General features: G+C 63.8%; 19 protein-coding genes. 6 read left to right on the forward strand and 13 right to left on the reverse strand.

Annotated elements, in window-relative coordinates; translation table 11 throughout:
• Positions 1-858: 858 nt before the first annotated feature.
• Entirely contained in the window at positions 859-1,944 is a 1,086-nt protein-coding gene (locus tag ACFQ24_RS06565; protein ID WP_380909862.1) for a Rieske 2Fe-2S domain-containing protein, read from the reverse strand.
• Between the two features lie 367 nt (positions 1,945-2,311).
• Between ACFQ24_RS06565 and ACFQ24_RS06570 the strand changes: the two genes are divergently transcribed.
• The gene (locus tag ACFQ24_RS06570) at positions 2,312-3,073 is read left to right on the forward strand and encodes an IclR family transcriptional regulator (protein WP_380909864.1); all 762 of its coding nucleotides are present in this window, start codon (positions 2,312-2,314) and stop codon (positions 3,071-3,073) included.
• A 180-nt stretch (positions 3,074-3,253) separates the two neighbouring features.
• On the opposite strand, the gene ACFQ24_RS06575 is transcribed toward ACFQ24_RS06570, so the two are convergent.
• From ACFQ24_RS06575 to ACFQ24_RS06585, 3 genes are all read right to left on the reverse strand, one after another.
• On the reverse strand, positions 3,254-3,550 hold the full coding sequence (locus ACFQ24_RS06575) for a type II toxin-antitoxin system RelE/ParE family toxin (RefSeq protein ID WP_380909866.1): 297 nt from the start codon (positions 3,548-3,550) through the stop codon (positions 3,254-3,256).
• On the reverse strand, positions 3,547-3,804 hold the full coding sequence (locus ACFQ24_RS06580) for a type II toxin-antitoxin system ParD family antitoxin (protein WP_380909868.1): 258 nt from the start codon (positions 3,802-3,804) through the stop codon (positions 3,547-3,549). Before ACFQ24_RS06580 ends, ACFQ24_RS06575 begins: the two co-directional genes overlap by 4 nt.
• Positions 3,805-3,926: 122 nt before the next feature.
• Positions 3,927-4,436 (reverse strand): cupin domain-containing protein, encoded by a 510-nt coding sequence (locus tag ACFQ24_RS06585; protein WP_380909870.1) that lies wholly within the window; start codon positions 4,434-4,436, stop codon positions 3,927-3,929.
• A 234-nt stretch (positions 4,437-4,670) separates the two neighbouring features.
• On the opposite strand from ACFQ24_RS06585, the gene nhaA reads away from it, so the two are divergent.
• From nhaA to ACFQ24_RS06600, 3 genes are all read left to right on the forward strand, one after another.
• Positions 4,671-5,846: a Na+/H+ antiporter NhaA gene (nhaA, locus tag ACFQ24_RS06590; protein WP_380909872.1), complete on the forward strand. Its 1,176-nt coding sequence runs from the start codon at positions 4,671-4,673 to the stop codon at positions 5,844-5,846.
• Between the two features lie 137 nt (positions 5,847-5,983).
• A complete protein-coding gene (locus tag ACFQ24_RS06595) occupies positions 5,984-6,529 on the forward strand; it encodes a hemerythrin domain-containing protein (RefSeq protein ID WP_380909874.1) in 546 nt (181 codons plus the stop codon).
• 177 nt (positions 6,530-6,706) lie between these two features.
• Positions 6,707-7,852 (forward strand): lactonase family protein, encoded by a 1,146-nt coding sequence (locus ACFQ24_RS06600; protein ID WP_380909876.1) that lies wholly within the window; start codon positions 6,707-6,709, stop codon positions 7,850-7,852.
• A gap of 2 nt (positions 7,853-7,854) precedes the next feature.
• Here the strand turns inward: ACFQ24_RS06600 and ACFQ24_RS06605 are convergent, their stop codons facing one another.
• The 5 genes from ACFQ24_RS06605 to ACFQ24_RS06625 all read right to left on the reverse strand — a co-directional run bounded on the left by ACFQ24_RS06605 (position 7,855) and on the right by ACFQ24_RS06625 (position 16,258).
• Positions 7,855-9,306, reverse strand: a complete 1,452-nt coding sequence (locus ACFQ24_RS06605; protein WP_380909878.1) for a GH1 family beta-glucosidase — start codon at positions 9,304-9,306, stop codon at positions 7,855-7,857.
• A gap of 14 nt (positions 9,307-9,320) precedes the next feature.
• The gene (locus tag ACFQ24_RS06610; RefSeq protein ID WP_380909880.1) at positions 9,321-11,639 is read right to left on the reverse strand and encodes a glycoside hydrolase family 31 protein; all 2,319 of its coding nucleotides are present in this window, start codon (positions 11,637-11,639) and stop codon (positions 9,321-9,323) included.
• Between the two features lie 80 nt (positions 11,640-11,719).
• A complete protein-coding gene (locus tag ACFQ24_RS06615; RefSeq protein WP_380909882.1) occupies positions 11,720-12,685 on the reverse strand; it encodes an alpha/beta hydrolase in 966 nt (321 codons plus the stop codon).
• 233 nt (positions 12,686-12,918) lie between these two features.
• Entirely contained in the window at positions 12,919-15,153 is a 2,235-nt protein-coding gene (locus ACFQ24_RS06620; protein ID WP_380909884.1) for an amylo-alpha-1,6-glucosidase, read from the reverse strand.
• Positions 15,154-15,166: 13 nt separating this feature from the next.
• Positions 15,167-16,258 (reverse strand): glycosyltransferase family 4 protein, encoded by a 1,092-nt coding sequence (locus tag ACFQ24_RS06625; protein WP_380909886.1) that lies wholly within the window; start codon positions 16,256-16,258, stop codon positions 15,167-15,169.
• Positions 16,259-16,463: 205 nt separating this feature from the next.
• Between ACFQ24_RS06625 and ACFQ24_RS06630 the strand changes: the two genes are divergently transcribed.
• Positions 16,464-17,648, forward strand: coding sequence for an acetyl-CoA C-acyltransferase (locus ACFQ24_RS06630; RefSeq protein ID WP_380909888.1), 1,185 nt, complete (start codon positions 16,464-16,466; stop codon positions 17,646-17,648).
• Between the two features lie 45 nt (positions 17,649-17,693).
• On the opposite strand, the gene ACFQ24_RS06635 is transcribed toward ACFQ24_RS06630, so the two are convergent.
• Entirely contained in the window at positions 17,694-18,392 is a 699-nt protein-coding gene (locus tag ACFQ24_RS06635; RefSeq protein ID WP_380909890.1) for a pirin family protein, read from the reverse strand.
• Positions 18,393-18,508: 116 nt separating this feature from the next.
• On the opposite strand from ACFQ24_RS06635, the gene ACFQ24_RS06640 reads away from it, so the two are divergent.
• Positions 18,509-19,438, forward strand: coding sequence for a LysR family transcriptional regulator (locus tag ACFQ24_RS06640; protein ID WP_380909892.1), 930 nt, complete (start codon positions 18,509-18,511; stop codon positions 19,436-19,438).
• On the opposite strand, the gene ACFQ24_RS06645 is transcribed toward ACFQ24_RS06640, so the two are convergent.
• The 3 genes from ACFQ24_RS06645 to katG all read right to left on the reverse strand — a co-directional run bounded on the left by ACFQ24_RS06645 (position 19,435) and on the right by katG (position 23,393).
• Positions 19,435-20,121 (reverse strand): YoaK family protein, encoded by a 687-nt coding sequence (locus ACFQ24_RS06645; protein ID WP_380909894.1) that lies wholly within the window; start codon positions 20,119-20,121, stop codon positions 19,435-19,437. The two genes, ACFQ24_RS06640 and ACFQ24_RS06645, sit on opposite strands and share 4 nt — an antisense overlap.
• 54 nt (positions 20,122-20,175) lie before the next feature.
• A complete protein-coding gene (locus ACFQ24_RS06650; protein ID WP_380909896.1) occupies positions 20,176-21,015 on the reverse strand; it encodes an alpha/beta fold hydrolase in 840 nt (279 codons plus the stop codon).
• A 170-nt stretch (positions 21,016-21,185) separates the two neighbouring features.
• Entirely contained in the window at positions 21,186-23,393 is a 2,208-nt protein-coding gene (katG, locus tag ACFQ24_RS06655) for a catalase/peroxidase HPI (protein ID WP_380909898.1), read from the reverse strand.
• Positions 23,394-23,653: the final 260 nt, after the last annotated feature.

Here is a 23,653-nt window from a genome sequence, read left to right on the forward strand (position 1 = left end):
GGTCGGGCTCCGCCCTCCCTACGCCACGCGCAGCGCAAGGAGCGTTCCTCGACCGTCGTGCCATACTCGAAAGGGGGTCCCTTTTGCGCGCCGATCGGGGGTCCCGTTTGGACGCCGATTGACAGCCAGCCCCTTGCCGCTGTACAGGACCTTAATCGTGAAGGGCTGCGCTGTAGTGATCGATGTCGCGTTGCAAAGCGGATCGAATTTTGAACGCTGTGCCCCGCATATTTAAAGGCAGCAGCGCCGGCATCCTCCAGCCGTTCACCGTAGCGCCATGGCCCACTCCGGTTGCGAGGCACAAACAAGGACGGTTAAGCGGACTTCTACAATTTATTCAGATTGCGACTTCTAGAGAATGGCGACGTCGGCAGTTGTAGTTCCCCGCAAACACCGCTGCCGACATTGGAGACGAACTCGAGTATCGGTCCCGGTTTAATCCCTTCCCCGCAACCACCGATACCGACAAACCAGATTTCTCCTTGGATTGTCGGTCTCGGTTAGATCGCCCTCCCGCAACCAAACGCTATACAAATACAAACGCCGCCCCTCGGGGCGGCGTCGTCGTACTTGGCGTAGGCTGCCAGACCTTAATCCCGGCGGATATCGTTGGTTGCAGCTGGATCGATCATCACGCTTTTTGATCAGGCGGCCAACGACGGCAAGGCACGGGCAGACCTGCCGGTTGCTCGCGGCGCATACCGGGTCGGCGTCACCGTCAGACGAGGCGTTCCCAAGGCTTGTGGTGATGAGTGCGCCCTCGCCATTGTAGATGGCGGTGCAGCTCTGTGGCGCGTGTGTTCCGCAATCGCGCCGGCGCAAAAGCTGCCATATCCGCCGAACATCAGCCGTCAGCCTTCAGGTTGCGGCGGCATCCAGAGTCAGGGATTCTTCCGCAATAGCTCGATCGATCATCATGCGGGATCGAACGCCCCCTGCGTCGATGTTCAGTTTGAGCAGGCGGCGGTCAGGGTAGCGAGACAGGTTCGCCTGCTGCAGTTCCAGCATTTCCATGTCTTCCCGGAACACCGCTCCTTGTTGCTCACAAAGCGTATCGGTAAGCGCCGCATCATCGACCGAGAACTGACGGGCCATGCCCCAAAAATACCAGTGTGACGTCTCGGTTTCGGGCGTTATGAAGTCGACGACGATGCTCGACGCCTTCAAAGCATTGTCCGCCTCATATCCGCCATGGCCCGCCAAGGCAACGCCCACCTCTATCATGACATGGCTCGGCAACGAAAAGCGGCAAATTTGCCAACGATCGACAAGCCCCTTATCGTCGAGGCCCGCCCCCCGCAATGCGAGCTGCCAGAAAGGTGGAGCGATCACGTTGGGCATGAAGCGGCTCGTGACGACCTCGTCGCCCACTACGCGCGTCTGGACCGGCGCTTCGTCGATCTCCCGCTGGCCGATGCTACTCGCATGGACATAGGTCTCGTGCGTCAGGTCCATGAGATTGTCGATCATCAGGCGATAGTCGCAGCGGATGTGATAAACCCCGCCGCCATAGGCCCAACCGTCATCCTCGGCCCATGGTAAATGATGCAGGCGATCGACGTAGGCTTCGTCGGCGTCCCCCGGCCACACCCATATGAAGCCGTACCGCTCGATAACGGGGAAGGTTCTGATCGGCGGAAAGCCGCCAACACGTTGCCCCGGCATGCCCGCAGTCCGGCCGTTGCACCCCATTTCCAGGCCATGATAGCCGCACACAAGATTGCCTTCGCGCACGAAGCCGAGCGACAGAGGCGCGCCGCGATGCGGACAAAAATCCTCAAGGGCAGAAACCTGCCCGTCGCCGGCGCGGAAGAACACCATCCGTTCGCCGCAGATCTGCCGGCCCAGCGGTCGATCGCCAATTTCCGCTGACGTCGCCGCAACATACCAGGCGTTGCGCGGCCATGGAGCCTTTTCATCCGAGATGAGCGGGCTGAATTCCATCGACATCCTCCGCAGCCGGCGGCGCTTTATGCGCCGCAGTCAAAGCCCGATACGCGGGCTATTAAAGGTGCGGTATCACATCAACCATTCCGGTAACAAGTAATGAATTCGCGCTCATGAAGAATTCATGAATATGTATCCAACCTCGAGCTATGTTGGTAATATGCCGTCCGACAGGTGAATTGCATGAGAGAATGTAAATGGTCCCCACCGCTCCAGTGCTGTTCACCGGCATGGATTCGCCTCTGGTCAGATCGTTCCGCGGCAGCTTCGCCTCCCTGCGGAAGGCTGGCTTCGCCGTGCGCGAGGGGCGGTTGGATCATTCAGCTGAGCTTCCGCTCGCCCCATCCTCGGTTATAAGGGCACCATGAAGGACAGTGCTCAATCCGCGTCAGTCAAGTCTGCGACCCGGACCCTCGACATCATCGAGCTCGTCGTTTCGCGTAACACGCCGATCGTTGCGCAGGATATCGCCACCGCCCTGGGCATACCGGTAAGCAGCCTATCCTATCTGCTGGGCACCCTGGTGGACCGCGGCTATCTCGCGCGGGAAGGGCGCTATTATCGCCCCGGTCCCGGGCTGGAGCGGTTGCAGGCGCCACAGCCGGCCTTTACCCTTGCCGAACGTGTTGCGCCGCTGGTTCGCACGCTTCGTGTCCAGCTGGACGAAACCGCCTCCTTCTTCGTCCAACGCGGCTGGGAACTTGAAGCGCTGGTGACCGAAAGCAGCCAGCAGGCCCTGCGTTACGCGGTCCAAATCGGATCGTCAGCCCCGCTTCATGCTGTTGCGGCGGGCAAGGCGATATTGGCCGCGATGGATGATGACCAACTGGATCTCTATTTCATCTCGACGCAACGCGAAGTCTTCACCCTTACCACCATCTCCACCGAGCCCGAGCTGCGGGAGGAGATTGCCGAAATCCGCCGCTCTGGAATAGCCCGGACCCACGAGGAATATACGCCCGGTATACGTGGCCTGGGCCGGGCGGTGACGATTGGCGGTAAGGTCGTCGGCGCCTTCGGCATTGCGATGCCGCTGGTCCGAGCGGATGCGGAACTGGAGCGGCGCGCAACGTCTCTTCTGTTGCGGACCGCCGAACTGCTCGAAGACGACCGCCCACTGGCCTGATCCATGACAGGCGAAGGCTAGCTGGCGAGCCACTCGGCGGTCGCGTCGTTCAACACCTCGGGTGCCTCCACAGGCCGCATCTGCCCAGCTCCCTCCACGATTCGCGCGGCGACGAGGCGGCCGCTGTCCGCCGCGGGCTGCAAAAATGAGGCTCGCACGGAGCGTAGCGCCTCTACGCGATCAAGAGGGGAAAAGGATCGCGTTATAATCCTGGGCGCCGTGTAGAATGTGGAGGATGACGAGTTTCTCGGCTTCGATCCGATAGAAGATCAGATAATCTCCGTGACCCCGCCGCCTGACGCCAGCCGCCTCGTAGCGCGGCACCAGCGGGAAGCGTTCCGGCATCTGGGCCAATCCCAAGCATTTTTCCTCCAATTCTTGCAGGAAGCTGAGGGCCCGCGCAGGACTGTCCCGCGCAATATAATCGCCAATCCTCTCAAGATCATATTCGGCTTCCACCGAAAAATGGATGATCATTCGTTGGTTGCACCCGTGGCGCAATATTTGGCCTTTAGGCGATCGAACAGCTGATCGGCGGGCGTCGTGCGCCCCGAATCCGCATCTGCAAGGCCCCGGCTTATCGACGCATCCAGCGCAGCCAGGCGAGTCTCCCGGTCGTGGATCAGGCGAACACCTTCACGCAGAACCTCGCTTTTGGAATTATAGCGCCCCGTCTCAACGAGGCTGGTGACGAAATTCTCAAGCTGCTTACCGAGATCCGCGCTGATCATGATCGATCCTCCATAGAGAAGGAGACTAGCACCTTATGAACTGTTGATAAAGCTGTGTTAGGCCGGATGAAGCCTTCCACCGATCCGCCGATATGCTGAGAATCTCTCGTCGTGAGAATGATCTACTTACCAGCGCGTATCTTGGTGCCCAAGAGGATCAACCTCTCTCCATTGACGCCGAACCAATGCGGGACGCGGGCGGGGATCAGGATGACGTCCCCGGGGCCCAGGAGGCGGGTAGCGCCGCCCTCGATCCGGCTCCCCTCTACCAGACCCGGCCTTTTGGTCGTGGCATCGACCAATGCGCCGCCTGAAATCAGCGTGCCGCTTCCTTCCAGCACGGTGGCATATTCGGTTTCCGCTGGATGGACCGCAGGTCGACCCGGTTTCTTCCATATTTCGATCGCAGCAACCGTCGCGCCGTCACGAACGAGCGGTCGCCACATGAAGCCCTGATCGGGTTTCATATCGGAAAGCATGGCGGATATCTGCGCCTTGACTTCAGCGCTGCTCGTAAATCCCTTGGCACTTTCTTCTGCCGAGCCAGCCGTTTGCGCCGATGCCGTCGCACAGGACAGAAGGGCAAGCGGCAGGACCATGCCGCCGAATAGGAACGCGCCGCGCATCTTCATCCCGTATCTCCCACATATGTCGCTGATCCGCAGCGACGCTTTCAGAAGGGGTGATGCCACAGGCGGGCGAATTGCAACAGAGACGAAACCTGGGTCACCCTCTTTTTGCGCGACAGGAGGTTGCGGTCGCCAAACCGCGCTGCAATAGTCCGAGCGGGTGTCCGGCGCGGGCGGCGGGCAGGCATGTCGCACCGGTCGGGCCGCCGGTGCTCGATCCGTGCCCAAGGAGTTTGCATGGCCCTCTCGCGCCTGTTGTCGCCCAGCGCCTTTCGCCAGTTCGTCCATGGCCAATCCTCGGCCGGTCTGATTTTGATGGCGGTTGCCGCAGCGGCGCTGGTCCTGGCCAATTCCCCCCTGGCTGCCAGCTATGAGGCGCTGCTTGAAGCGCATCTCGGGCCTTTGTCGTTGCTCCACTGGATCAACGATGCCCTGATGGCGGCCTTCTTTCTGTTGGTCGGGCTGGAGATCAAGCGCGAACTGCTCGACGGCCAGCTTTCGTCCTGGCCGCGCCGGATATTGCCTGGCTTCGCCGCGCTGGGCGGCATGGCGGTGCCAGCGCTGTTGTTCTTCGTCTTCAACATGGGCGAAACGGCACGCGGCTGGGCAATACCGGCGGCGACTGACATCGCCTTCGCTCTGGGGGTCATGTCGCTGCTCGGCAGCCGCGTGCCCGCGTCGCTGCGCATATTCCTCGCGGCGCTGGCCATCATCGATGATCTTGGCGCGGTCATCATCATCGCCCTTTTCTACACGGCCGACATTTCGGCGACCGATCTTTTGGCGGCGGGGCTGATCTTCGGGCTGCTTGTGGCGATGAACCGCATGCACGTCCGGCGGCTGACCCTTTATCTCCTGGCTGGCCTGATCCTGTGGCTGTTCATCTATCGATCCGGCATCCATGCAACGGTGGCAGGCGTGCTGCTGGCGATGACCATTCCCATAGACCGGACGCCAGCCCGATCGGACGGTGATGCGGACAGTCCGCTTCATCGGCTGGAACATGCCCTGCACAAGCCGGTCAATTTCCTCATCATCCCGCTATTCGCTCTCGCCAATGCAGGCGTTCCGATTCTGGCCCTCCCTCCCGGCGCGCTGACCGCGCCGGTGACGGCCGGTGTGGCGGCAGGCCTGCTCCTGGGCAAGCCGATCGGCGTGTTCGGCTTCGCATGGCTCGCCGTCCGGCTGAAGCTGGCCGACATGCCCGCCCATGCGACCAGGGTACAGATGATCGGCATCGCGCTTCTGTGCGGCATCGGCTTTACCATGAGCCTGTTCATCGCGCTGCTCGCCTTTCCGGCATCACCCTTGCTGCAATCGGAGGCGAAGCTGGGCATCCTCGCCGGGTCGTTCCTGTCCGGTCTGCTTGGCTACATTGTCCTGCGGCTTGGATCGGCTGACGCCCGTTCGTAACGATCGAACTCGCTCTTCATTATCCATGTTAGCGGGAAGGCGCTCCACCAGCGTCTCCTCAGCATCCAACTTGTCCCTGCCTCGTTCATCCGGTGACGGTTCAACGCCGTCGCCTTCATCCAAGCAGGAGATGACCGATGTCCTTTTTCGACAAGATTGTCGCGGCCATCACGCCGCCGGAGAGCGATGAGAAGCGAATGGAAGCGCGCGCCCACGCGCGGTCTTTGGCGGTGCCGGGCGACTGGCTTTCGCAGGTGCTCGACCACCATGACGAGATCGAAGCGGCCTTCGCGGCGGTCAAGCGCGCGCCTGATGCCGAGGCCCAGCGCTTGGCACAGAAGCGCCTGGCCGTGATCCTCACCGGCCACAGCAATGCGGAAGAAAGCGTTCTCTATCCCGCCCTCGTCGACGAAGGGCATAAGGCGCATGCCGGCCTTGGCTATGAGGAGCAGGCAGCGGCGAAGGTGCAAATGGCGCTGCTCGAAAAGATTGAGCCGTTGTCCCAGGATTATTTGGACAAGCTGGAACATATTCGGGGGGCTGTGACGCATCATATGTATCAGGAAGAAAGCAGCTGGTTCCTCGATCTTCAGAACGAAGTGCCCAAGGCGGACCAGGCGATGCTGAGCCGACGCTACGCGGAAGAGATCGACCGCTACGTCGGCGCTGGCGCGGTCGCATGATCGCTCTGCTGCCGGCCACTTCCGCCTTGCGCGACGCGCGATAGTCATTGCCAAAATACCGTAGCTGCCTAAGCTTGGCGGGCATGAGCAGCATGGACATTCCCCTGCCGGAGACGCTTGATAGCCTTGAGGATCAGCAGGTCATCGGCCCCGATCATGTCCAATAGGTTGGATGACATGCGGATCGCGCGACGGTCTCTTCTTGCGCTGACCCTCGGTGCCTCCGCAGTACCTTTTGCCCCGCTTCGCGCCGCTGCCGAAGGCGCGGTGCGCGTCTATATCGGCACGCAGGGGGATGCGCCGGCGACGGGCTGGTTCTATCCCGTCTCCGGCCGGATCGCGCTTGATCCGGCCCCTGCCACCATCGCGCGGCCAAGCTGGATCGTGCGGCACCCGCACCGCCCCATCCTCTATGTGGCGAGCGAGGTCGGCGGCGACGGCGCGCAGCATGGCAGCGTCTTTGCCCTGCGCACCGATCCCGCGACGGGAGCGCTCACTACGCTGTCGCAAGTGGACGCAGGCGGGGGCGGCACGGCACATCTGTCGGTTGACGCGCGGTCCATGACCTTGTTCGCGGCCAACTACGGCGCGGGATCGATCGCCAGCTTCCCGATATTGCAGGATGGCAGCCTCGGCCCCGCCGCCAGCATCGTCGCGGCTAGCGGATCGGGTCCAAATCCGCGACAGGCGCGACCCCATGCGCATTGCGTCGCCGCCGATCCCTCGGGCCGCTTCCTTCTGGCGGCGGACCTTGGAACCGACCGGCTCTATGTCCATCCCTTTGACGGCAAGACCCACCGGATCCTGCAGGACGCGCGGGGGAAGGAACGCCATTATGCCGCGCCGCCTGGCAGCGGGCCGCGCCATTTCGCCTTTCATCCCGATGGCCGCCGTCTCTTCCTGATCAACGAGCTGACGGCCGACGTGCAGACGCTCGGCTGGGATGCGCGGGCAGGGCGGTTGGCCCTGTTGAGCATGGTGTCGGTCAACAGCCCCGATCATCGCGGCGACAGCAGCGCGTCTGAAATATTGGTGAGCCGGGACGGCCGCTTCGTCTATACCGGCAATCGGGCGGAAAACAGCCTTGTCGTTTTCGCCCTAGATCCCCGGAGCGGAGCATTGTCGCCTGTCCAGCGGATTGCGTCCGGCGGCGCGGTGCCATGGGCCTTCCAGTTCGATCCCACCGGCCGCTGGTTGCTCGTCACCAACCAGAAGTCGGATCGGGTCAGCGTGTTCGCGGTCGATCGGCGCACCGGCCGCCTGCGCAACAGCGGTCAGGCGGCCGAGATATCCCGGCCGGTCAGCATCTGCTTTCTTGCCTGAGGTCAGACCAGTCGGTTGGTCCGCACCAGTTCACGATACCAGTCGGCCGACAGCTTGGGCGTGCGCTTCTGGGTCTTGAAATCCACATGGTGGATGCCGACCAGCTTGGTATAACCGTCCTCCCACTCGAAATTGTCCATCAGGCTCCAGACGAAATAGCCCTTGATCGGCAGCCCCTCGCGCGCGGCGCGCTGCAGATGGGTCATATAGTTGCGCAGATACATGACCCGGTCGGTGTCATAGACCTTGCCGTCGTCACTCACCTTGTCGTCCGCCGAGCAGCCATTTTCGGAAATGTAGAGCGCCTTGGGCTTCCACAATTCGCTGATGGCGCGCAGGCCCCAATAGATGACCTCCGGCGTTACATAGAGCCATTTGGACGGCATGCGTGGCGCTTCGCCGGTCATGGGCAAGATGGCGTAGCCTTCGGGCTTCGACACATCGGCCCGCACCATCTTGCCGGTATAGACATTGATCGACAGGAAATCGAGGGGCGCGCCGATCAGCTTCATGTCGCCTTCCTGCACCTTGGGCGCATCCTTGCCCTGCGCGGTCAGGTAGGAATCGAGGTAGCGCCCCTCCATGATCGCGGTCAGGAACATGGCGTTGGTGTCGCGCGTGGCCTTCTTGACCGCTTCGATATGATCGGGCGTCTCGACCGCCGGCACGTAGATCGACGGATTTTCCGCGAGGCCGACACGCGTCCCCGCCTTGGCGTTCGCGCGGATCGCCTGAACGCCCAGGCCATGGGCCAGCACGCCATGATGGCGGACCTGATTGGCGTCCTTCTGCGGCAGCTTGAGGCCCGGTGCCTTGCCCCCGGTCAGATAGCCCAAATCGGTGAAGCAGAGCAGTTCGTTCACCGTCATGAACTGCTTCACCCGGTCACTCAGCCGCCCGGCCATGAAGGCGGCATAATCGCCGAAGGCATAGGCCGTATCGCGGTTCTGCCACCCGCCGGGCAAAGCGGCAGGCAAATCCCAGTGGAAGAGGGTGACGTGCGGCGTGATCCCGGCCGCGAGCAGGGCGTCGACCAGCCGGTTATAATAGTCCACGCCCTTCTGATTGGGCTTGCCACGCCCTTCAGGGAAGATGCGCGACCAGGCGATGGAGAAGCGATAGGCCTTGACCCCCAGCGCCTTCAGCAAGGCGATGTCTTCGGGATAGCGGTGATAGCTGTCGCAGGCGACATCGCCGGTGTCGCCATTGGCGACCTTGCCCGGCGTGTGCGAGAAGATGTCCCAGACCGTGGGCCCGCGCCCGTCCTCCTTTGCGGCGCCTTCGATCTGATAGGAAGCGGTGGCGCACCCCCATAGAAAGTCGGGCGGGAAGGACAGGTTGCCCGCGGCAGAGGCAGCCGCGGCCGTCTGCGCGCCGGCCGTGGCGGGAAGGGTCGTGCCCAACGCAGCGGCACCCAGCCCCAGTCCCAGTTCGCGGCGGTTGATACCGGTCATGCTATCCTGCTCCCTTACTGGCCCATGATCCGCACAAGGCCTGTCACGGCCTGTCCGGTCGGCAATTTCGTCTTGCTCGTCAGCGTTTTGGCGCGGTCGTCCCAGACCAGTTCCGCCTTCATGCCGCCCTTGCGATAGGCGTTGGTCGTGCCGTCGTCATCATAGAGGGTGAAGCGCGAATCCGCCCCTGGATAGACGCGGATGCTCTCGATCGGCTGCTTTTCCGCCATGCTCTTCACCGCCGCGCCGATCGGCACGATCGATCCTGCCCTCACGAACAGCGGCATGCGCTGGATCGGCGCATCGACCTCGACCGTCTGTCCGCCCTCGAACCGCTGGTTCGTCCAATAATCATACCAGGCCGTTCCGGCAGGCAGATAGACGGATCGCTTCGTCTGGCCCTGCTCCGTGACGGGAGCGACGAGGAAGGCGGGCCCGAACATATATTGATCGCCTATCGCCGCGACCTTCGGATCGTTGGGAAAGTCCATGAACAACGCCCGCATGAACGGCGCGCCGCTTTCATAGGTGTGGCGGCCAAGCGCATAGATATAGGGGATGAGCGCGTAGCGCAGCCGCAGCCATTCAGCCAGGATCGGCTCGGCTGCCTTGCCATAGTCCCAGAGCGCCGTGCCGGGTCGCTGCCCGTGGATGCGTAGCGTCGGCGTGAACACGCTATATTGGAACCAGCGGACGAAAAGTTCCGGATAGTCGGCATAGTCCGCGCCCATGGCGGTCGCACCTGCCGGATCAACCAGCACTGGCCGCTGCGCCTTTGGCCCATTGGGCCATTGCCACCCGCCAATGTCGCTGCCCCAATAGGCAAGGCCGGTGGCGGTGAAGTTGAGTCCGGTCGGCACTTGCCGGCGCAAGGCATCCCATGTGGCGTGGACGTCGGACGACCAGAACAGGCCGCCTGTGCGCTGCGAGCCCAGATAAGCCGCACGGGCGAGGATCATGTTGCGGAAGGTCGGCCGATCCCGCTCCGATCCTTCAGCAACGCCAGATGTGTGAACCAGCGGATAGAGGTTATGATAGCGGTCGCCCGAGCCCCGTGCATACCAGTAGCCGTCGGGGATCAGGTCCGGCTCGGTCTCGTCCAGCCACAGCCAGTCGAAGCCCTGGCTAAGGATATTGTCGCGCACCGTGCTCCAGAACCATTGCCGCGCGTCCGGATTGGTGCTGTCGATCAACGCGCCGGCGCGGTCGTAGCGCATCGGCAGGCCGTCGATCGGATTGCCATCCTTGTCGTGCAGCAGCCAGCCCTTCGTCGCCAGCATGTCGAAATAGCGGGATTCCCGCTCGAAGCGCGGCCAGACGCTGATGATCGAGCGCATGCCCATCGCCTTCAGCGTATCGTTCATGCCCTTGGGATCGGGGAAATAGGTGCGATCGATGTCGATCTGTCCCATGCGGGTCCAGTAGAACCAGTCGAGCACCATCACGTCGAGCGGCAGGTTCCGCTGGCGATAGCCCTTGGCGATGTCGAGCAGTTCCTGCTGGCTTTCGTAGCGCGCCTTGCTCTGGATGAGGCCGAACCCGGCCTTGGGCGGCAGCGGCGTCGCGCCGGTCAGCCGGGCATAGCCGGCATAGAGATCGTCGGTCGTCTTGCCGGTGATGACGAAAAAGGACACGCGCTCTCCGACCTGGCTTTGCCAGCGGGTCGCGGAGTGAAGGCCAGGCCATACCAGCGTTCGGGCCGGATTGTCCCAGACGATGCCATAGCCCTTGTTGGTGACCATGAAGGGGACACAGACCGTTTCGCCCGCCGGCGCGTCATAATGATGCTGGCAGTCTATCTGGCGGCCGCGCAGGTCGAGCACGCCCTCCTGGTTCTGACCGAGGCCATAATAATGTTCGTCGGCAGGGGAGTCGAAGGTCGCGCCGACCTTGAACGTCTTTTCCCCGTTCACCGTGACGGGCGCCATCTCCCAGCCGGTCATCTTCGTCAGCAGCGCGCCACCCGCATCGCTGATCGACAGGCTGACGGGCGGCAGGGAGGGCGCGAAATAGCGGTCCATCTGCGTGGGCGCCTTGGGCCAGGGTTTCGCATCGACGGTCAGCGTCAGCGCCGAGGAGGTGAAGATGTCGCCGCTCGCGTCGGTGCGGTGCGTCCAGCCAGCGGCATCCGCCTTCGCGATCGGCCCGTCGCCCGGGGGTGCTTCGGCCAGCGCCTTGTCCAGAGCGATGGTGACGCGCACGATATTGGGCGCATAGGGTTCGATGGCGACGCGGCTTCCATTCCGGTCCAGCAGGGCCATGGGTTCCGCCAGCGCGGGGCTTGCGCCTGCAAGGCAGGCGATCGCCGCGGCCGTTATCGTCAATCTCGTCATTGCTTCACTCCCCCTGCCTGACGCACCCGCCCGATCTTGCCGGCTGAAGCGGCATGCGCCAGTGCGCCTAAAGTCGTAGATCATGCCGCGAGCACGCCGTGACCGGCCGCGAACGACGCGAAAAGATCCGGCCAGACGGCTCCTTGCTTGGACTTCGGAAGCTTGACGCCGAAGCCGTGACCGCCATCCTCGAACATGTGCAGCGCGACCGGCCGCTGCGCCGCTTCCATCGCGGAGAAGAGGGCAATGGCATTGGCCGGCGGGACAAGCATGTCGTCCGCCGCGTGGAAGATGAAGAGGGGCGGGGTCGCGGTATCGACGCGCCTGTCCACGGAGTGGGTGCGGCGCAAGGTTTCGCTGGCACCGGCGCCCAGGAGATTGTCGCGTGATCCGGCATGGGTGAAGGGCGCGTCCAGACTGACGACCGGATAGCCTAAGCCCACGACGTCGGGGCGCGCGGAAAGCCGGTCGGCATCATCCACGGGACCATAGACCTGTTCGCTATGGCGGGTGGCGAGCGACCCTGCCAGATGACCCCCTGCCGAGAAGCCCAGCGCGCCCACTCTTTCGGGATCGACCCCAAGTGTCTTCGCTCGCGCGCGGATCAGGCGAACGGCGCGCTGCGCGTCCTGCAACGGGACGTCTTCCCGCCGGATCCAGCCTTCTGCCGGCAGGCGGTAGAGCAGGATGAAGGCGGTGATGCCGCGTGCATTGAGCCAGGCGGCCTGGCTGGTCCCTTCATTGTCGTAGGACAGGAATTCATAGCCGCCGCCCGGCATGACGAGCATCGCCGCGCCGTTGGGCCGCGCGGGGCGGCGCACCACCATCACCGGGCGATCGATGCCGCGAACCCAGCGGTCGGGATGAGCGGGGTCGTCATTGCGCGGCTCGATCGAGCGGACGATCTTGGCGTCCGTCTTTCCGGGCGGCGGTCCGGGCCAAAGGTCGATGATCTCGTCACCTGCCATTGTCTGCGCTCCTGCGAGGTGCGGCAGCGCGGCGACCCCCAAGGCGATCATCGCGTTGCGGCGGTCCATTCCCATCATCGGTCATCCTCCCCTCAACGCCCGAGGCGCCTCTTCGGCTAAAGGCGGATGTGAGGATAAATGTATGAGTATTGAAGAAGGAGCAAGTCACTCTTTTGTAGGGCAGCGTTGGGGAGCGCCTCTTTTCCCTTAACTTCGCACATTTCCCGCCGAAATTGACATAAAATGTCGCATGTCGGAAATCATCGAAACGCTTTCATCATGGTAGCGGCAAGGGAATCTGTAGGACAGAATCAGGCCATGCTGATGATCCGCACGTCGCCTTGGCGACTGATCGGGCGGACCACGACAGTGTCGCCGATCCGGTCCAGACCAAGTTCGACCGATCCCTCGCCGAGTCTCAGGCGGCCGATGTGGAGGCCTTGCAGGAAGGATGGCAGAATCGGGTTGCAGAGCGCGATGGTGCCTGCGCCGATATCGAAGCGAATGCCGAGGCAGGACTGCAGCAGCGAGAGCGGCGTCGCCGCCGACCAGGCCTGCGGGCTGCAGGCCACGGGATAGAAGGTCGGTCCCTGCGAGCGGCGACGGGGGAAGCCGCAGAACAGTTCGGGCAGGCGCATGAGATCGACATAGGTGGCGGCCGCGAACATCCCTTCGAATATCTGGGAGGCTTCGCGGCGGAAGCCGTAGCGCGCGAAGCCGGCGGCGATCAACGCATTGTCGTGCGGCCAGATCGAGCCGTTATGATAGCTCATGGGGTTGTAGCGCGCCTCGGTGGATGCAATGGTCCGGATGCCCCAGCCCGAGAACGAGGCGGGCGCCATGAGCGTCCGCACCACCGATTCGGCACGATGCTCGAAGGCGAGGCCGGTGAGCAGGACATGCCCGGCATTGGAGGAGCGGACGCAGCACGGCCGTTTTTCGCCATCCAGTGCCAGCACATAGGTGCCGAGCTGGGGATCGAAGAAGGCGGCGTCGAACCGCTCCCGCATTCCCGCCGCCCGGTCGCGATAGAGGGTGGCGCGCGCCGCATCGCCCATTGCGTCGTGCATGCGGCTGGCGGCTTCCCAGGCACCATAGACATAGGCCTGCACCTCGGCCAGCGCGATCGGGCCGCGCGCGATGCTGCCGTCCGCATGGAAGATGGAATCGTGACTGTCCTTCCAGCCCTGATTTTGCAGGCCCTGGTCGGTCATGCGGCCATATTCGACGAAACCGTCGCCGTCCCGGTCGCCATGATCGTCGATCCAGCTGAGCGCGGCTTCGATCTGCGGCGCGATGCTGCGGATGAAATCGGTGTCTCCCGTCCGCTCCCAATAGGCACCGGCCAGCATCACGAACAAGGGCGTGGAATCGATGCTGCCATAATAATGGCGGAAGGGAACTTCGCCAAGTTCCGCCATCTCGCCATGCCGCACTTCGTGCAGGATCTTGCCGGGTTCGGCATCGGCGGCGGCGTCGAATCCGGTCGCCTGATGGGCGGCGAGATAGCCGAGAACGCCGCGCGCCAGCGCGGGATCGATCCACAGCATCTCCCACGCGGTGATGAGCGCGTCGCGGCCGAACACCGTGCTGAACCAGGGAATGCCTGCATAGGGGTAGGGGCCGTGCGCCGTGTCGGTCGACAGCATGGCGATGTCGGCGAAGGAGCGGGATGACACTTCGTTGAAGAGGTCGTTGGACGAGCGGATGCGCGCCGAACGCGCCCGCGCCTGCCGCGACGCCTGCATCGCTTCTCGCAGCGCCCGCAGCAGCTGGACGGAGAGGCTTTCCGCACGCGTTTCGACGGGAGCGCAGGCGACCCGAAGGAAGATTGTGCAGCGCTTGCCGGGCGCTACGGTCACGCGGAATTGCGCGTGATTTTCGCTCAGCAAGTCGGGGGCCGGTTCGAATTGGATATGGGTGAAGCGGTCGCGGTCGTCCCGCCCCGTATAGCCGAGCAGCACATCCGCCGCGCCGACCACCGGCGCCTGCATCTCGCCCCGCCGCAGCCGGGTCATGCCGCGAATTTCGAACAGATCGGCAAAATCGGCGGCGAAATGCAGGTCGAGCTGGACGTTTTGCGTCTCCGTGTCGAAATTGCGCAGGGTCAGCCGTTCATAGACCGCGCCCTGCCACAGAAAGCGGGTGCGGCGGACGTGGATAAGATCATGCTCGACCGCCCTGCGCCCATCGGCCCCCGGAAAATCCGGGTTGGTGAGGTCGCATGTGAGCATCAAATTGTCGTCGCGCAGCGCGGAGCTGAGCAGGATCGGGCGCAGGCCCGCCAGCGTCAGGTAGAAATGCGAAAGATGGCGGGTGTCGCGATGATAGAGCCCCTCGGGACTGCCCGGCCCTGCGATGGCGTCGCCGCTATGGTCGAACACGGCGAAACTGTCATCATGCTTGAGCGTGCGCGGCCGACGTTCGGCGAGCGATGCCGTTGCGGGGATGAAGAACTGCGTCTGTCCCTGCGACAACTGCTGGCCCGGATCCAACCCCGGTCCGAACGCGCCAGATGAGGGCTGACCGATTTCGGCAAGGGTCATGGGGAGACCTCCATCAGGCAATAAGCAGTCCGGGCGTGGCGGCGCGGTGCCTAGCGAGGCTAGGAGTCGCGGCGCTGGCGGCAATGATGTCCTGATAGAGCGCCACATAATCACGCGCCATCCGTTCCGCCGTGAAGCGTGCATCAAAGGCGGCGCGCACGCGGGCGCGGTCAAGAGCGACAGCCTGATGCACCGCATCCACCGCCTCCTCCTCCCGATCGACGATGATGCCCGATAGGCCATGATCGATGATTTCGGGCACCGATCCGCAGCGGAAGGCGACGACGGGCGTCGCGCAGGACATCGCCTCGATCATGACGAGGCCGAAGGGTTCGGGCCAGTCGATCGGGAAGAGCAGGGCAGCAGCGTTGCCGAGGAATTCGGCCTTCTGCTGTTCGTTGATTTCGCCGACGAATTCTACCAGCGGATTGCCTTCGACCAGCGGCGCGATCTCCCGGTCCCAATAAGCGCGATCGACATTGTCGATCTTCGCCGCGATCTTGAGCTTCATGCCCGCCGCCATCGCGATGCGGATGGCGCGGTCGGGGCGTTTTTCCGGCGAGATGCGGCCAAGGAAGGCCAGATAATCCTTGTCGCCGCCGATATTGGCGGGCAGCAAGTCGGCGGGCAGGCCGTGATAGATGGTGCGGCCCCAGTTGACCGGCGGCATCGGCAGGCGCTGGTGATCGGAAATCGACACCAGGCAATGATCCGGGAAAGCGCGATAGAAGGGGACCAGATCGGGTAGGTCGAGCCGGCCGTGCAGCGTCGTCAGCGACCGGTCGAGCATGCCCTGCACCATGGGCATGTGAATGACGTCGATGTGAAAATGCAGGAAATCGAAATCGTCGGCGCGGCGGCGGACTTCATCCAGCAGGATCATATGGTGCGGCACCGCATCCTGCACATGCGGGTTGAGGCGCAGCGCGGTGGTGGTGATGGGCACCAGCTTGGCCGCCGTCCGGGAATCGCCGCTGGCGAACAGGGTGACATCGTGCCCCTGCGCCACCAGTTCCTCAGTCAGGTAGGACACGATCCGTTCCGTGCCGCCGTAGAATTTGGGCGGTACGCTTTCGGCGAGCGGGGCGATCTGGGCAATCTTCATGCACGGCTTCCTTCTTGCAGCGCGCGCCGCCCCCGCCGGCGTCATCCACGGCAAGAAAGCATGATAATGATCGAGGTTGCATGGACCGCACATATTTTCCCGCACGCGCGAAGATGTTAGGCGGGGCGGGCCCCTATCGGTGCGACGATGCCATGCCTATGTGAAGGGCATCAGCGGCTGGGCCGCACGAGGGAGAGTAGATCCTATGCAGGACGATCCGATCGTCATCATCGATTATGCCCGCACGCCGATGGGCGGGTTCCAGGGCGCCCTGTCGGCGCTGAAGGCGACGGACCTTGGCGCGGCCGCCGTGAAAGCCGCGGTCGAGCGGGCGGGAATCGCCGCGGATGCCGTGGACCGCATCTACATGGGTTGCGTGTTGCCGGCAGGCCTGGGCCAGGCCCCGGCCCGCCAGGCGGCGATCGGTGCGGGGCTTGGCCTCAATACGGAAGCGACGACGGTCAACAAGATGTGCGGATCAGGCATGCAGGCGGCGATCATGGCGCAGGAGGCGCTCGCCAGTGGCGCTGTCGACGTCGTGATCGCCGGCGGCATGGAAAGCATGACCAACGCCCCCTATGCGCTGCCCAAGCATCGCTCTGGCGCGCGCATCGGCCATGATCGCATCATCGACACGATGATGATGGATGGGTTGGAAGACGCCTATGAGCCGGGCAAGGCGATGGGCGTGTTCGCCGAAGAAGCGGTGCGCGACTATCAGTTCACGCGGGAGGAGCAGGACGCCTATGCCATCCGCTCGCTCGAACGTGCCAATGCCGCGATCGGCAGCGGCGCTTTCGCGCGGGAGATCACGCCCGTCACGGTGAAGGGTAGGGGTGGCGAAACAGTGATCGATGCCGACGAACAGCCGGGGAAGGCCAAGCCTGACAAGATTCCCTCGCTCAGGCCCGCCTTCGCCAAGGACGGGACGATCACGGCGGCCAATGCCTCCTCCATTTCCGACGGCGCGGCCGCGCTGGTGATGACGCGGGCGAGCGTCGCGGAACGGCTGGGGCTGAAACCGGTGGCGCGCGTGGTCGCGTCGGCCGCTCACGCGCATGAGCCGTCCAGGTTCACCACGGCGCCGGTGCCGGCGATGCGCAAGCTGCTGGAAAAGGCGGGATGGTCAGTCGGCGACGTTGACCTGTTCGAGGTCAACGAAGCCTTTGCCGTGGTCGCGATGATCGCGGCACGGGAGCTGGGCATCCCGGACGAGAAGCTCAATGTCAATGGCGGCGCGACCGCGCTTGGCCATCCCATCGGGGCGTCGGGCGCGCGCATATTGGCGACCTTGATCGCGGCCCTCGAAAGGCGCGGCCTCAAGCGCGGTGTCGCGAGCCTGTGCATCGGTGGGGGCGAGGCGACCGCCATGGCGGTCGAACTGGTCTGAGCAGTAGGGCGGCGGCTCCGTTGGGAACCGCCGCGCCGTTCCTTGTCAGGCTGCGTCGACCATCACGATCTCGCTATCCTCGATCGCGGTGACATGGATCACGTCCATGTCGCTGATCGCCGCGCCATCGCGCGCGTTCACCTGCACATCGTCGATCCGGATCGCGCCCGTCGCCGGCACCAGATAGGCCTTGCGGTCGCGCCCGATGGGATAGTCGGCGCTTTCGCCTGCCTTCAGCGTCGCCGCCACCACCTTTGCATCGGTGCGGATGGGCAACGCGTCGTCGTCATTGGCATAGCCCGACGCCAGCGTCACGAAATGCCCCGCGCGTTCGCCCTTGGGGAAGGGGCGGGCGCCCCAGCTCGGCGCTTCGCCGTCACGGGTGGGCACGATCCAGATCTGGAAGATCTTTGTCGTCACATCCTCCAGATTATATTCCGAGTGGCGGATGCCGGTGCCTGCGCTCATCACCTGAACGTCGCCCGCTTCGGTGCGGCCCTTGTTGCCCAGGCTGTCCTCATGCGTGATTGCGCCTTCGCGGACATAGGTGATGATTTCCATGTCGCGATGCGGGTGCGGCGGAAAGCCGGTGTTGGGTGCGATCGTGTCGTCGTTCCAGACGCGCAGATTGCCCCAGTGCATCCGCGCCGGGTCATGATAGCCGGCGAAGGAAAAATGATGCTTGGCGTCGAGCCAGCCATGGTTTGCGCCGCCAAGTCCGTCGAAGGGGCGAAGGTCGATCATGCTATGTCTCCTACAGCGAGGGCGGAATGCCCCGGTCGTTGGAGAATGCTTTATCTCTTGCGCGCTTTTGCGATCAGAGGGATAAATTCCATGATCATGTTCGAGGAAATGGAAAAGTGAACAACCCGGGCACACCGACATTCGACCAGTTGCGGATCTTCCTGACCATTGTCGACACCGGCAGTTTCGCGGCCGCCGCGCGGAAGCTCAATCGGGCCGTGTCCGTCATCAGCTACGGCATCGGCAATCTGGAGGCGCAACTGGGCCTGTCGCTGTTCGACCGGGAGGGGACGCGCAAGCCCACGCTGACCGTGGCGGGCCGTGCGCTGCTGGCGGAGGCGCGCAGCATATCCCATGGCATCGATGGGCTGCGAGCGAAGGTGAAGGGGCTGCTCGACGGGCTGGAAGCGGAGGTCGATCTGGCGGTGGACGTGATGCTGCCGGCCGAACGCCTGGGCAAGGTGTTGCGCGCCTTTGCCGGGGCCTTCCCGACGGTGCAATTGCGATTGCATATGGAGGCGCTGGGCGCGATCACCGCCATGGTGCTGGACCGCAAGGCGGTGATCGGCATATCAGGCCCTTTGTCGGCCGGGGTGGAGGGGATCGAGTGCGTGGCGACCGGATCGGTGCCGATGGTGCCGGTCGCCGCCCCCGACCATCCGCTCGGCCGTATGGGCGCGATCCCGCCAGGTGCGGGGCGGGACCATATCCAGCTTGTGCTGTCGGACCGGTCACGCTTCACGGAGGGCCGCGACTTTGCCGTCAGCAGCCCCAAGACCTGGCGCCTCGCCGATCTGGGCGCGAAACATTCGCTGCTGCGGGAAGGGGTGGGATGGGGCAATATGCCGCTGCCGATGATCGAGCCCGATCTGGTGGCGGGGACGCTGGTGCGGCTCGCTATGCCCGATCAGCCCGGTGGCACCTATCGCTTTTCGGGCATCTGGCGGCGCGACACCCCGCCGGGGCCTGCGGCAAGCTGGCTGATCGACCAGTTTACGGCGCTGGGCCGCGATGACCGAGAACTGGACGGGATGGGCGATATCTAGGCCGGAGACTTCGCTTGGGGGTGGAGCGCGCAGGCAGCCGTGCCCAGCAGGACCAGAATCCCGGCGAGGAACAGCGGCACGGCAAGCCCGGTCGCCATGACCAGCGCGGCGCCGAGGGCGGCACCGGCGAAGATCGCGGCAACGCTGGCGATCCGGCGCATCCAGTTGGGGTTGCCGCCACCCGCCAGCGTCGAATCCGCCGCCAACCCGGTCAGGGTCAGCGTCAGCACCGTGGTCGTCAGGTCCGGCACCTTGAGCGCGCGGATCGTTGCGTTGCGGAATCCCATCGCAAGCCCGGTCAGCGCAATGACGGCATAGAGCGCCGGGGCAGGGGACTGGGACGCGATGTCGAAGCGAACCGCTGCGGCCGCCGCTGCCCACAGGAGCGCGGCTTCCACCAGCGCGGCGACCGTGAGCCAGCGGCGGAGGGGCAGCCCGGCATGATGGATGCTGATCCGTCCGCCGACCAGCGCACCGACCAGGAAAGCGGCGATTGCGACGAGGTAGGAGGGGGCGTGGAAACCGGGCGTGCCGACCGCTGCAAAGCCCAGGAACACAATGTTGCCCGTCATGTTGGCGGTGAACACCTTGCCCAGGCCAAGGACGCTGATCGCATCGACCAAGCCTGTGGTGACGGAGAGCAGCAGCAGGAGCCAGGGCAGGGGAGAGGCGCTCTTGTCCATCGTGGCGGGCCTTTGGAAAAGGGGAGCGGATCGATGGACCCGCTCCCCGGAAAATCAGCCCTTGATGAAGGCCAGTAGGTCGGCGTTCAGCACATCGGCATTCACCGTCAGCATCCCGTGCGGATAGCCTTCATAGATTTTGAGCGTCGCGTTCGGCAGCAGGTCCGCCTGCAACAGGCCCCCATTCTTGTAGGGCACGATCTGATCGTCGTCGCCGTGCAGGACCAGCGTGGGCACCGTGATAGCCTTCAGATCGTCGGTCTGGTCGGTCTGGGAAAAGGCCTTGATACCCTGATAATGAGCAAGTGTGCTGCCCATCATGCCCTGCCGCCACCAATTGTCGATCACGCCCTGCTGCACGTCCGCGCCCTCCCGATTGAAGCCGTAGAAGGGGCCGCTGGCGACATCGCGGAAGAATTGTGCGCGATTGGCGGCGAGGCCCGCGCGCAGGCCATCGAACACGTCCATCGGCAGGCCGCCGGGATAGCGATCGGTCTTGACCATGATCGGCGGGACAGCGCTCACCAGCACCGCCTTCGCGACCCGGCCCTGCGGGATGCCATGGCGGGCGACATAGGCCGCCACTTCGCCGCCACCGGTGGAATGGCCGATATGGATGGCGTTGCGCAGGTCGAGATGCGCGGCCACCGCCGCGGCGTCGGCGGCATAATGGTCCATGTCGTGGCCGAAATCGACCTGGGCCGAACGGCCATGGCCGCGGCGGTCATGGGCGATGACGCGATAGCCCTGCGAAAGGAAGAATAGCATCTGCGCGTCCCAGTCGTCGGACGACAGGGGCCAGCCATGGTGGAACATGATCGGCTGGGCATCCTTGCTGCCCCAGTCCTTGTAAAAAATGTCGACGCCGTCGCTCGTGGTCACGAAATTCGTCATGGCACTGTCCTTTGTTCAAGAGGTCGGCACCGGATCGTCCGGCGTGCAGCCTTTGTAGTCCAAAGACGTGACAGGATAGTATCGATATAAATTCACCCGAACTATTCGATAAAATAGAACAGCCCGCAGCGGCTGACCGCTGCGGGCTGTGCGATTAGCCTTCAGCTCTGTCAGGCCGCCAGATCGAACCGGTCCGCGTTCATGACCTTGACCCAAGCGGCGACGAAATCCTTGACGAACTTCTCGCCGGCATCGGCCGAGGCATAGACTTCCGACAGCGCCCGCAACTGGGAGTTTGCGCCAAAGGCGAGATCGGTGCGGGTCGCGGTCCATTTTTGCTGGCCGCTGGCGCGATCGGTGCCGACGAACGTCTCATCGCCCTCGTCATCCACCTGCTTCCAGGCCGTATTCATGTCGAGCAGGTTGACGAAAAAGTCGTTGCTCAACTGCCCGACCCGATCCGTCAGGACGCCGTGCTTCGACCCGCCATGATTGGCGCCCAGCACGCGCAGGCCGCCCACCAGCACCGTCATTTGCGGCGCCGACAAGCCGAGCAGCTGCGCCCGATCGACCAGCAGTTCCTCCGTCGGCACGTTGAAGCGCACCTGCAGATAGTTGCGAAAACCGTCGGCCTTGGGCTCAAGCACGTCGAAGTTGTCGGCGTCTGTCTGCGCGTCGGTCGCGTCGACCCGGCCGCCGGTGAAGGGAACGGTCAGGCTGTGGCCCGCTGCCTTTGCCGCAGCCTCGATACCGACGCTGCCGCCCAACACGATGAGATCGGCGATGGAGACGTTGCCCGCATCCTTCGCAATGCCTTCATAGACGGACAGCACCCGCGCCAGTTCGGCCGGTTCGTTGACGTCCCAGTCCTTCTGCGGCGCAAGGCGGATGCGCGCACCGTTGGCGCCGCCGCGATGGTCAGATATCCGGTAGGTGACGGCGCTCGCCCAAGCGGTCTTGACGAGATCCTGCACGGACAGGCTCGACGCCGCGATCCGGTCCTTGAGCGCGGCCGCGTCCGCTTCGCTGAGGCCAGGGTGGACCGCCTGCGGCAGCGGATCCTGCCAGATCAGATCCTCGGCCGGCACGTCCGCGCCCAGGTAACGCGCCTTTGGTCCCATGTCGCGATGGCACAGCTTGAACCAGGCGCGGGCGAAGGCGTCGGCGAAATAAGCGGGATCGGCGCGGAACTTCTCCATGATCTCGCGATATTTTGGATCGACCTTCATCGCCATGTCGGCGGTGGTCATCATCGTCGGCACCTTGACGCCGGGCGTGTGCGCCTTGGGGGCCAGCGTCTCTTCCGGATTGCCGACCGGCTGCCATTGTTTGGCTCCGGCCGGGCTACGCACCAGTTCATACTCATGGTCAAGGAGCATGTCGAAATAGCTCATGTCCCAGCTGATGGGCGTCGGCGTCCAGGCGCCCTCGATGCCGCTGGTGATCGTATGGTCGCCAAAGCCGCTTTCATGCCCGCTCTGCCAGCCAAGCCCCTGTTGCGCGATGTCCGCGCCCTCAGGCTCCGCGCCCACCTTGGAGGCATCGCCGGCGCCATGCGCCTTGCCGAACGTATGGCCGCCGGCGGTCAACGCGACGGTCTCGTCGTCATTCATGCCCATCCGCGCGAAGGTTTCGCGGATGTCGCGCGCGGATTGCAGCGCGTCGGGCTTGCCGCCCGGACCTTCGGGATTGACGTAGATGAGGCCCATCTGGATCGCGGCGAGGGGGCTTTCAAGCGCGCGCCCTTCCTCCTCGTCAATGCGGGTCAGATTGCCTTCCTGACCGACCCACTGTTCCTCCGTGCCCCAATAAATGTCCTTTTCGGGCTCGAACACGTCCTCGCGGCCGCCGCCGAAGCCGAACACCGGCCCGCCCATCGATTCGATCGCGACATTGCCGGTCAGGATCATGAGGTCGGCCCAGCTCAGCTTCTGGCCATATTTCTGCTTTATCGGCCATAAAAGTCGGCGGGCCTTGTCGAGATTGGCATTGTCCGGCCAGCTGTTGAGCGGCGCGAAGCGCTGCGATCCGGACGATGCGCCGCCGCGCCCGTCGCCCGTGCGGTAGGTGCCCGCCGAATGCCAGGCCATGCGGATGAAGAAGGGGCCGTAATGGCCATAGTCGGCCGGCCACCAAGGCTGGCTGTCGGTCATCAATGCGCGCAGGTCCGCCTTGACGGCTTCCAGGTCGAGCGACTTGAAGGCGGTGGCATAATCGAAATCCTTGTCGAGCGGATTGCCCGAAAGGCCGTTCTGCTGAAGGATGTCGAGGGACAGCTGGTTGGGCCACCAGTCCCGATTGGTGCGTCCGAGCAGGGTACGCAGCGCGCCCGGTTCCTTCATCGGACAGCTCAGGGGATCTGTCGTCTTGGCATCCATTTCCATTCTCCTCTCATACTCCCCCGCTCGAATTTCTAGATCGGCTCCATGACGGAAGAAAGGCGGGAAAATCACTTTGTCTGATCGACAGAGTTGCTCGTCCAACCCATCGCATATTAGTGCGATAACAAGGATTATGTTAATACCGATACCATAACTGTCCATGTAAACTGTGTCCAGTGTGATGGCGAAAGGCTTGCAGTCACGGGGGTCTTTCAACAGTATCAGCGACCGTGTCCACTCCGTTCGCTACGACGCCC

The sequence above is a fragment of the Sphingobium olei genome (assembly GCF_042678845.1).
Lineage (GTDB): Bacteria > Pseudomonadota > Alphaproteobacteria > Sphingomonadales > Sphingomonadaceae > Sphingobium > Sphingobium olei.